This is a genomic window from Kitasatospora sp. NPDC054795 (assembly GCF_053611565.1).
On sequence record NZ_JBSHAP010000094.1, the window covers coordinates 29,037 to 38,064 of the forward strand.

Here is a 9,028-nt window from a genome sequence, read left to right on the forward strand (position 1 = left end):
GCGGGGCTCGGCCCCCCCCGGGGCCCCCGACTCCTCACGTTTTCCGGCCGTCTCCCGGGCTTCTCGGGCGTCTCTCGGCTCGTCTTTCGGTTCGTCTTCCGGGCAGGCGGTCCGGTGCCGCGGGTCAGGCCCGGTCGTCGGCGTAGGCGGTGAGCAGGCGGGCCAGGTGCTTGCCGGTGACCAGCAGCGGCCGCTCGCTGCGGGCGACCTGGGCGGCGAGCTCGGCGCCCTCCAGGGTGCTGATCACGGTGCCGGCCAGCTCGCGGGCGTCCTGCTCGCCGATGCCGGCGGCGAGCAGTCGTTCCGCCACGACGGCCCGCCAGTTGGCGAAGGCCTCGGTCACCGCCTCCTCGATCACCGGCACCCGGCCGACCGTCTCCAGGGCCGTGCTGGTGATCGGGCAGCCGTCCTGCCAGTCGGACTCGCGCAGTTCCGTGGCGAGCATCCGGGTGCAGGAGGTCATCGCCTCGCCCAGGTCCGGCGAGGAGCCGAGCCCGGCGCGCAGCAGGACGGCGAACTCCTCGTCCCCGTGCCGGATCGCCTCGGCGGCCAACTCCTGCTTGCCGCCCGGGAAGAAGTGGTAGACGGAGCCGAGGGTGGCCTCGGCCTCGCGGGAGATCTGCTTGATTCCGGTGCCCTCGTATCCCTGGCGCTGCAGCAGCCGGGAGGTGGCCCGGACGATCCGCTCGCGGGTGCCGGGCTTCGCTTCGGCCTTCGAGCTCGTCCTCGCGCTCGTTTTCGCGTCGGCTCTCTCGGGCGTGTTCACGCCGCGATCCTAGCCGAGATTCTGGGTAGAGCGTTCGTTCCAGAGGAGGGGAAGCGCATGTCCAACGGCATCTCGGCCGAGGAGCTCCGGCCGTACGCCCTGCCGGCCGTCCTCGCGGAGGCGGTCCGGCGGGGCGTGGCGGCCGGCGACGGTGCGGCCGGCCTGAGCACCCTGGTGGGCCGGTTCCGTCGGGCGTAGCCCTCCGTGCGGACCTGAAGATCGTGTGCCGTCGGCCGTTGTCACGGCCGACGGCCGCTGCCACCATGGCATTCGGCGTCCCGGGGGGCCGGCCCGGCGGGCCGGTGGCGGGTGTTCGAATCACCGGCTGTCGCGTACGCAACGTAACGTGACATTGTACGCTGGTGTTCTGCACCCACCCGGAGGAACACCATGGCCGACCTCAAATCCCGCACCCTGATCTCCGTACAGGAGCGGCTTCGCGACCAGGTCGCCCACGCACTCCGGGCGGCCCTGATCTCCGGCGAACTGCGCCCCGGCGTGGTCTACTCCGCACCCGCGCTCGCCGCCGACTTCGGGGTCTCCGCGACCCCGGTCCGCGAGGCCATGCTCGACCTCGCCCGCGAGGGCCTCGTCGAGGCCGTCCGCAACAAGGGCTTCCGCGTCACCGAGCTGACCGACCGCGACCTCGACGACTTCACCGAGATCCGCGCCCTGATCGAGGTCCCGACCGTCGGCCGGGTGGCGCGCACCGCCACCAAGGAGCAGCTGGAACGGCTGCGCCCGCAGGCCGAGGCGATCGTCGCGGCGGCCCGCAAGCACGACCTGATCGGCTACCTGGAGGCCGACCGCCAGTTCCACCTGGACGTGCTGGGGCTGGCCGGCAACTCCCGCCTGGTCGAGGTCGTCGGCGACCTGCGCAAGCGCTCGCGGCTGTACGGCCTCAACCGGCTCGACGAGCGCGGCGAGCTGGAATCCTCGGCGCAGGAGCACCTGGAGCTGCTGGACCTGATGATCGCCGGGGACTCGGCCGGAGCGGAGGCCTGCATGACCCGCCACCTCAGCCACGTCCGCTCGCTGTGGGCCGGCGAGGAGAAGGCGGCCGAGTCGGAGTCCTCGGCCCTGCGACTCGGGGCCCGCCGGAGCTGAACCACTCGTCCGGGTGAGGCCCGAGGATCGGGCACCGGGAGGCGTCCGAGTTCTACGATGATGCTCTCGACATCGGCAGCCAGGAGGAAATCCATGTCCGCCGCAGCAGTGGAAGAGCCCATGGAGCAGCCGACACTGCTCGAAGCCGCTGAGCTGATCTCCAACCAGTTCACCGGGCACCGGGTCGAGATCGTCGGGAGCCAGATCACCGTGACGCTGCCGCCGAACGCTTCGCACAGCAAGTCGCTGAGCCGCCTGATGCGCGTGCTGTTCCAGGCCGGCCTCGATGGAGGCGGGACCGAAGTCCTTCAGGGCGTCGGGATCTGGCTGCCGGATGGGCCGTCGGACTACGCGATTCCCGATCTGGCGATTGTCGATGCCGATATCGACGATCACCTGATCGAGTACAACTGCTACGACCCAGCGGTCTTCCGGCTCGTTCTGGAAGTCACCTCGTCCAGCTACAGCGATGACCTGAAGAAGAAGCCTTTCGTCTATGCGTCTGCGGGGGTGCCCGTCTACATGATCGTGGATCGGGCGAACCAGCGGGTCATGGTGCTCACCGATCCGCAGGACGGCGAATACCGGGTGCACGCCGTCCACCACCCCGGGCAGTCCTTCACCCTGCCGGAGTCGATCGGAGCGTCGGTGACGCTCTCGGTGGACGACGTGCTGACGGCCAAGAAGTAGGTCAGAGCGCCGCCGCGGGCAGGGTCAGCCGGCCGTCGTGGACCTCGGCGACCTGGTCGACGGCCGTCAGGTGGGTGCGGTCGTGGGTGACCAGGACGGTGGCGGTGGCCCGGCGGTGGGTGAGGTCGGTGATCAGGTCCAGGACGGCGGCGCCGCGCTCGTGGTCGAGGGCGCTGGTCGGTTCGTCCACCAGCAGGACGGTGGGGTCGTTCATCAGCGCGCGGGCGATGTTGACCCGCTGGCGCTGGCCGCCGGAGAGCTGGTGCGGGCGGCGGGCGGCCTGGTCGCGCAGGCCGACGGCGTCCAGGAGTTCCAGGGCCCGGGGCAGGGCGGTGCGCGGGGCGCGGCCGTCCAGGTGGGCCATCACCTGCAGCTGCTCCACCGCGGTGAGCGAGGGCAGCAGATTGGGCTGCTGGAAGACGATCCCGATCCTGGTGCGGCGCAGCGCGGTGAGTTCCGCCCGGTCGAGGCCCGTGGTGTCGGTGCCGTCGATGACGACCTGCCCGGAGTCCGGGGTGATCAGGGTGGCGGCGACCGCCAGCAGGCTGGACTTGCCGGAGCCGGAGGGGCCGACGACGGCGGTGAGCGAGCCCTTGGGGACGGTCAGCGAGACCTCGTCCAGGGCCGTGAGCCGGCCGTCGCCGTCCGGGTAGGTCAGGGTGATGCGGTCGAGGGTCAGGCTCATCGGGCGCTCCCCAGGGCGGTCAGCGGGTCGACGGAGGTGATCCGGCGGATGGACAGGGCCGCGCCGATCGCGCCGAGGGCGATCATGACGGCGGCGGGCAGCAGGACGGTCGGGGCGTCCAGGACGAAGGGGACGGCGGAGCCGATCAGCGCGCCGAAGCCGGCCGCGACCGCGGTGCCCAGCAGGGTGCCGAGCACCAGCAGCAGGACGGCCTGGCCGAGGGCGTCGCGCAGCAGGTAGCGGGTGGAGGCGCCGAGGGCCTTGAGGACGGCGATGTCGCCGCTGCGCTGGATCGTCCAGACCGTGAAGAACGCGCCGATCACCAGGGCGGAGATGGCGAACAGGAAGCCGCGCATCAGCTGGAGGGAGCCGTTCTCCGAGGTGTAGGAGCCGATCGCGGTGAGGGCGTCGTCGCGGGTGCGGGTCTCGGTGCCGTGGCGGGCGTCGGCGGCGGCCAGGTCGGCGCCCTTCGCCGTGGTGAGGGCGATGACGGTGGCGTGGCCGGTGCCGCCGGGGGCGGCCTGCTGCCAGTCGCCGAGGGAGGTCCAGATCACCGGGGTGTGGCTGTACGCGGCGTCGCCCTGGACGGCGGCGACCCGCAGCGGGTGGCCGCCGAGGGTGAACTCGGCGCCGGGGGCGAGGCCGCCCAGGTTCTCGGCGGCGGTCCTGGACAGCACGGCCTGGCCGGGGGCGATCCGGGTGCCCTGCGGGGCGAGCCCGGAGTCCTCCGGGACGCCGAAGGCGGAGAGCGCGGCGGTGCGCTGCCCGGCGGCGGCCTTGGTGGTGGTGATGCCGAGCGGCTGGGCGGAGGTGACGCCGGGCTCGCGGGCCCAGCCCTGCCACTGGTCGGGGGTGACCTGGGAATCGGTGAAGGAGAGCTTCTGCCCGTCGGCCGGCTTGCCGAAGACCAGGTGGTCGGCGGGCAGGCCGGTGATCGCGGAGATGTTCTGCCGGCCGAGCCCGGCGGTCAGCCCGGACAGCAGGCCGACCAGTACGGTGATCAGCACGATGACGGTCCCCATCAAGGCGAACCGCCCCTTGGCGAACCTCAAGTCCCTCCAGGCGACGAACACGGTGAACCTTCCTCTGCACAGGTGTTTTCGACTCTTCCACCGTCCCGGACGGAGGGGCCCCGGGGCATCGCGCCGGGGATTGCATCCTGGGCATCAAAGGGAAGAGGCTGAGTTCAACCTTTTGATTGATGCCGGGCGTCGGCGTGGAACTTAGGCTGGACGGATGGCGACCGAACGATCCAGAACCACCCCCGTCGCCCGCGTCCTCCAGGTCTGCCTGCACCTGCTCGTTGCGGGCCTGCTCGCGCTCGCCGTCGCCCGGGCCGTCTTCGTCGGCCGGGGCGGCGACCCCGCCGCGGTCGCCGCCGCGGCCACCGCGATGGCCGCCGTCTACACCGTCGGGCCGCAGCTGGCCGCCGTGCGCCGCTCGCGCCGGGCGGCCGCGCTCTGGCTGGTGCTGCTCGGCGCCACCTGGGCGGGCGTGCTGATCGCCACCCAGGACGGGGTCTGGCTGGCGTTCCCGCTGTACTTCCTGGAACTGCACCTGCTGGGGCGGCGCGGTGGGCTCGTCGCCGTCGGGCTGACCGCCGCCGCGTCGATCGCCGCCTGGTCCTGGCACCAGCACAGCTTCAGTTTCGCCGCCTCGATCGGGCCCGCGCTCGGCGCCGCCGTCGCCACCGCCACCGTGCTCGGCTACCAGGCGCTGTACCGGGAGAGCGAGGAGCGCCGCCGGCTGATCGACGAACTGACCGCCGCCCGCGCCGACCTCGCCGCCGCGCACCACGCGGCCGGGGTGCTGGCCGAGCGGGAGCGGCTCGCCCGGGAGATCCACGACACCCTCGCGCAGAGCCTCAGCTCCATCCAGCTGCTGCTGCGAGCGGCCCAGCGGGCCCTGCCGGAGCGCACCGAGGCCGCCGCCGGGTACGTCGAGCAGGCGCGGCAGGCCGCCCAGGACAACCTGGACGAGGCCCGCAGGTTCGTCCGGGCACTCACCCCGCCCGCGCTGGACGGCGACCCGCTGCCGGTCGCGCTGGAGCGGCTGTGCGCGACGACGACGGCGCACGGCACGCTTCCCGTCCACCTGCACGTCTTCGGCGACCCGGTCCGGCTGCCGGCCGCGCAGGAGGTCGCGCTGCTGCGGATCGCGCAGTCGGCGCTCGGCAACACCGTCCGGCACGCGGGCGCCTCGCGGGCCGACGTGACGCTCAGCTACATGGAGGGCGAAGTGGCACTGGACGTGTACGACGACGGCGCCGGGTTCGACCCGGCGGTGGTGGCGGCCGGCCGCCCCGACGGGGACGGCGGGTTCGGGCTGCCCTCGATGCGGGCCCGGGCGCGGGCGCTCGGCGGCCGCTTCACGGTGGAGTCGGCGCCCGGGCAGGGCACCACGGTGGCGGTGCAGCTGCCGGTCACCCCGGAGGCCGGCCCGTGATCAGGCTGCTCATCGCGGACGACCACCCGGTGGTGCGGGCCGGGCTGCGGGCGGTGCTGGAGTGCGAGCCGGACTTCGCCATCGTGGCGGAGGCGGCCACCGCCGAGCGGGCCGTCGAACTGGCGGCGGAACCGGGCGTGGACGTGGTGCTGATGGACCTCCAGTTCGGGCCGGGCTCGGCGATGAACGGGGCGCAGGCCACCGCGGCGATCACCGCCCGGGCGGGCGCGCCGCGGGTCCTGGTCGTCACCACGTACGACACCGACGCGGACACCCTGCCGGCCCTGGAGGCGGGCGCCACCGGCTACCTGCTGAAGGATGCCCCGCCGGAGGAGCTCGCCCAGGCCGTACGGGCCGCCGCGGCCGGGCGCAGCGCGCTGGCGCCCAGCGTCGCGGACCGGCTGCTGGAGCGGATGCGGACGCCGGCGGCGGCGCTCAGCGCCCGGGAGACCGAGGTGCTGGGGCTGGTCGCGGACGGGCTGACCAACCAGCAGGTCAGCCAGCGGCTGCATCTGAGCCAGGCCACGGTGAAGTCCCATCTGGTGCACATCTACACCAAGTTGGGCGTGGACTCGCGCACGGCGGCGGTGCGCGAGGCACGGCGGCGGGGGCTGATCCGCCGAGCGTAGGGTGGGGGTGTGCCGTGCCCGCAGCCGTGTGAGGAGCGCCTGATGACCGTCCGGCTCGACGAGCTCGCCGTCCCCGTGATCGCCGCCCCGATGGCGGGCGGGCCCTCGACGCCCGCACTGGTCGCGGCGGTGAACCGGGCCGGCGGGCTGGGCTTCCTGGCCGCCGGGATGAGGAGCGCCGCCGGGATGTCCGAGCAGATCGCCGCGGTGCGGTCGTCGACCGACCGGCCGTACGGGGTGAACCTCTTCGTGCCGGGCACGCCCGGGGACCGGGCGGCCGTCGCGGCCTACCGGGAGCGGCTGCGGCCCGAGGCCGAGCGGTGGGGCGTGACGCTGCCGGAGGAGGACGGGCCGGACCGGGACGACTGGGAGGCCAAGCTGGCCGCGCTGCTCGCGGACCCGGTGCCGGTGGTCTCGTACACCTTCGGGCTGCCGACGGCCGAGGAGGCGGCGGCGCTGCGGGCGGCCGGGACGACCCAGGTCGGCACCGTCACCACGCCGGCGGAGGCGCGGGCGGCGCAGGCGGTCGGGATGGACGCGCTGTGCGTGCAGGGCCCGGAGGCGGGCGGCCACCGCGGCACCCACCGGGTGACGGACGAGCCGGGGGAGCTGCCGCTGCTCCACCTGCTGCCCGCCGTGCGGGAGGTGACGGCGCTGCCGCTGATCGCCGCGGGCGGGCTCGGCGACGGCCCGGCCGTCGCGGCGGCCCTGCGGGCGGGAGCGGTGGCGGTGCAGCTGGGCACGGCCCTGCTGCGGTCGGACGAGTCCGGCGCCGCGGCCGCCCACCGGGCCGCGCTCGTCGAGCTGCCGGAGACGGTCGTCACCCGCGCCTTCACCGGCCGCCCGGCCCGCGGCCTGCGCAACGCCTTCATCGACCGCCACGGCCCGTACGCCCCGCCCGCCTACCCCGAGGTCAACCGCCTCACCACCCCCCTGCGCGCCGCCGCCGCCCGCCGCGGCGACACGGCCGCCATGCACCTCTGGGCCGGCACCGCCCACCAGCTGGCCCGCACGGGCCCTGCGGAGGCGATCGTCGCGGAGCTGTGGCAGGCGGCACGGGGGTAGGGCGTCGGGGGCGCGCAGGACTCGGCGTGTTGTCCCCCGCAGGAGTGGATTGACATCGCTGTCAAGGATCCGGACACGGCCGACCAGATCGCCGACGCGATCGAGTTGCTCGCCAGGAGGGGGCCACCGCTCGGGCGCCCGCTGGTGGACCGGATTCATGGAAGCAGGTTGCACAACCTGAAGGAGCTCCGGCCCGGCTCGGCGGGGCGCTCCGAGGTTCGAATGCTCTTCGTCTTCGATGTCGAGCGGGAGGCCGTCATCCTGGTCGCCGGCGACAAGAACGGGGAGTGGTCCCGGTGGTACGACATCAACATCCCGCTGGCGGAAGCTCGCTATGAGCAGTACGTCGAGGAGAAGGACAAGGGAGCGTGAGCATGACGGGCCGTAGCTGGACCGAGGTGTGGGCCGAGGCGCAGCGGATCAACCCCTGGTTGGCCTCGCCGGAGGCGGAGGCCGACCGGGCACGGATTCGGAGGGAGAACCTGGCCCGGATCCGCGGCTACGAGCTGGCCGAGATGCGGAAGTCGGCCAACCTCACCCAGAAGGAGGTGGCGGCGCTGATGGGTGTGAGTCAGGCGCGGGTGTCGCAGATCGCGCACGGGCAGGTGGACAGCCTGGACAACCTGCGGGCGTACTCGGCGGCGATCGGCGGCGAGGTCGAGGTGACGATTCGGCGAGGGGAGCGGACGATCAAGGTGGCTTGATCGTCCGCTGCCTCCTCAGGACAACAGGTCCGCCATCCAGGATTCGACGTCGGTGGCGGTGCGGGGGAGGGCGCCGGACATCAGGTGGGCGCCGTCGGCGGTGATGACCAGGTCGTCCTCGATGCGGATGCCGAGGCCGCGGAGTTCGGCGGGGAGGGTCTCGTCGTCGGGCTGGAGGTAGAGCCCGGGCTCGACGGTGAGGACCATGCCCTCCTCCAGGGTGCCGTCGAGGTAGCGGTCGGCGCGCGACTTGGCGCAGTCGTGGTAGTCGAGGCCGAGCATGTGGCCGCTGCCGCAGAGGGTGTAGCGGCGGTAGAGGCCGTTGTCCTCGGCGAGGGCCTCCTCGGCGGGGACGGGCAGGACGCCCCAGTCGGCGAGGCCTTCGGCGATGACCCGCATGGCGGCGCGGTGGAAGTCGCGGAACCGGGCCCCCGGTCGCAGTGTGGCGATGCCGGCGCTCTGGGCGGCGAGGACGAGGTCGTAGGCCTGGCGCTGGACCGGGGTGAAGGTGCCGCTGAGCGGGAGGGTGCGGGTGATGTCGGCGGCGTAGAGGGTGTCGGTCTCGACGCCGGCGTCCAGGAGGAGCAGGGAGTTCGGGTCGAGGGCGCCGTCGTTGCGGATCCAGTGCAGCACGCAGGCGTGGGCGCCGGAGGCGGCGATGGTGGTGTACGAGGTGCCGTTGCCCTCGGCGCGGGCGCGCAGGTCGAAGACGCCCTCGATCCAGCGCTCGCCGCGGTGGTGGCGCAGTGCGGTGGGCAGGGCGCGGACGACGTCCTCGAAGCCGGTGGTGGTGTGGTCGACGGCCAGTTGCAGCTGTCCGATCTCCCATTCGTCCTTGACCAGGCGCAACTCGGAGAGGACGGCGGCCAGTTCGCTGTCCCGGTGGTCGCCGTTCGGGCGCCCGGTGGCCTCGTCGACCAGCGGGTCGGTGCCGGCC

Annotated in this window: 12 protein-coding genes; 8 read left to right on the forward strand and 4 right to left on the reverse strand. The window is 73.5% G+C overall.

Features of this window, described 5'->3' with window-relative positions; genetic code table 11:
• Window positions 1-124: 124 nt before the first annotated feature.
• Complete coding sequence (locus ACWGJO_RS28975) at window positions 125-682, reverse strand: TetR/AcrR family transcriptional regulator (RefSeq protein ID WP_452188185.1); 558 nt, start codon at window positions 680-682, stop codon at window positions 125-127.
• Between the two features lie 141 nt (window positions 683-823).
• Between ACWGJO_RS28975 and ACWGJO_RS28980 the strand changes: the two genes are divergently transcribed.
• The 3 genes from ACWGJO_RS28980 to ACWGJO_RS28990 all read left to right on the forward strand — a co-directional run bounded on the left by ACWGJO_RS28980 (window position 824) and on the right by ACWGJO_RS28990 (window position 2,563).
• On the forward strand, window positions 824-964 hold the full coding sequence (locus tag ACWGJO_RS28980) for a hypothetical protein (protein ID WP_452188166.1): 141 nt from the start codon (window positions 824-826) through the stop codon (window positions 962-964).
• Between the two features lie 192 nt (window positions 965-1,156).
• Complete coding sequence (locus tag ACWGJO_RS28985; RefSeq protein ID WP_452188168.1) at window positions 1,157-1,873, forward strand: GntR family transcriptional regulator; 717 nt, start codon at window positions 1,157-1,159, stop codon at window positions 1,871-1,873.
• A gap of 93 nt (window positions 1,874-1,966) precedes the next feature.
• Window positions 1,967-2,563 carry a Uma2 family endonuclease gene (locus tag ACWGJO_RS28990; protein ID WP_452188170.1) on the forward strand — a complete coding sequence of 199 codons (597 nt, stop codon included), beginning with the start codon at window positions 1,967-1,969 and terminating at the stop codon, window positions 2,561-2,563.
• Between the two features lies 1 nt (window position 2,564).
• Here ACWGJO_RS28990 and ACWGJO_RS28995 read toward each other — a convergent pair whose 3' ends face one another.
• Both ACWGJO_RS28995 and ACWGJO_RS29000 read right to left on the reverse strand, forming a co-directional pair.
• On the reverse strand, window positions 2,565-3,248 hold the full coding sequence (locus tag ACWGJO_RS28995) for an ABC transporter ATP-binding protein (protein WP_380352890.1): 684 nt from the start codon (window positions 3,246-3,248) through the stop codon (window positions 2,565-2,567).
• Complete coding sequence (locus ACWGJO_RS29000) at window positions 3,245-4,321, reverse strand: ABC transporter permease (RefSeq protein ID WP_359901111.1); 1,077 nt, start codon at window positions 4,319-4,321, stop codon at window positions 3,245-3,247. The genes ACWGJO_RS28995 and ACWGJO_RS29000 overlap by 4 nt, the downstream gene beginning before the upstream one ends.
• Before the next feature lie 163 nt (window positions 4,322-4,484).
• Between ACWGJO_RS29000 and ACWGJO_RS29005 the strand changes: the two genes are divergently transcribed.
• Genes ACWGJO_RS29005 through ACWGJO_RS29025 form a run of 5 tightly spaced genes read left to right on the forward strand, consistent with a single transcriptional unit; the run spans window position 4,485 to window position 8,091 of the window.
• Window positions 4,485-5,693: a sensor histidine kinase gene (locus ACWGJO_RS29005; RefSeq protein ID WP_452188172.1), complete on the forward strand. Its 1,209-nt coding sequence runs from the start codon at window positions 4,485-4,487 to the stop codon at window positions 5,691-5,693.
• Window positions 5,690-6,322 (forward strand): response regulator transcription factor, encoded by a 633-nt coding sequence (locus ACWGJO_RS29010; RefSeq protein WP_359901106.1) that lies wholly within the window; start codon window positions 5,690-5,692, stop codon window positions 6,320-6,322. Before ACWGJO_RS29005 ends, ACWGJO_RS29010 begins: the two co-directional genes overlap by 4 nt.
• A gap of 42 nt (window positions 6,323-6,364) precedes the next feature.
• Complete coding sequence (locus ACWGJO_RS29015) at window positions 6,365-7,387, forward strand: nitronate monooxygenase (RefSeq protein ID WP_452188174.1); 1,023 nt, start codon at window positions 6,365-6,367, stop codon at window positions 7,385-7,387.
• A gap of 54 nt (window positions 7,388-7,441) precedes the next feature.
• Complete coding sequence (locus ACWGJO_RS29020) at window positions 7,442-7,759, forward strand: type II toxin-antitoxin system RelE/ParE family toxin (protein WP_452188186.1); 318 nt, start codon at window positions 7,442-7,444, stop codon at window positions 7,757-7,759.
• A 2-nt stretch (window positions 7,760-7,761) separates the two neighbouring features.
• Window positions 7,762-8,091, forward strand: coding sequence for an XRE family transcriptional regulator (locus ACWGJO_RS29025; protein ID WP_452188176.1), 330 nt, complete (start codon window positions 7,762-7,764; stop codon window positions 8,089-8,091).
• Window positions 8,092-8,106: 15 nt separating this feature from the next.
• On the opposite strand, the gene ACWGJO_RS29030 is transcribed toward ACWGJO_RS29025, so the two are convergent.
• A partial coding sequence (locus ACWGJO_RS29030) for a M24 family metallopeptidase (protein ID WP_452188178.1) occupies window positions 8,107-9,028 on the reverse strand: 922 nt, incomplete at its 5' end.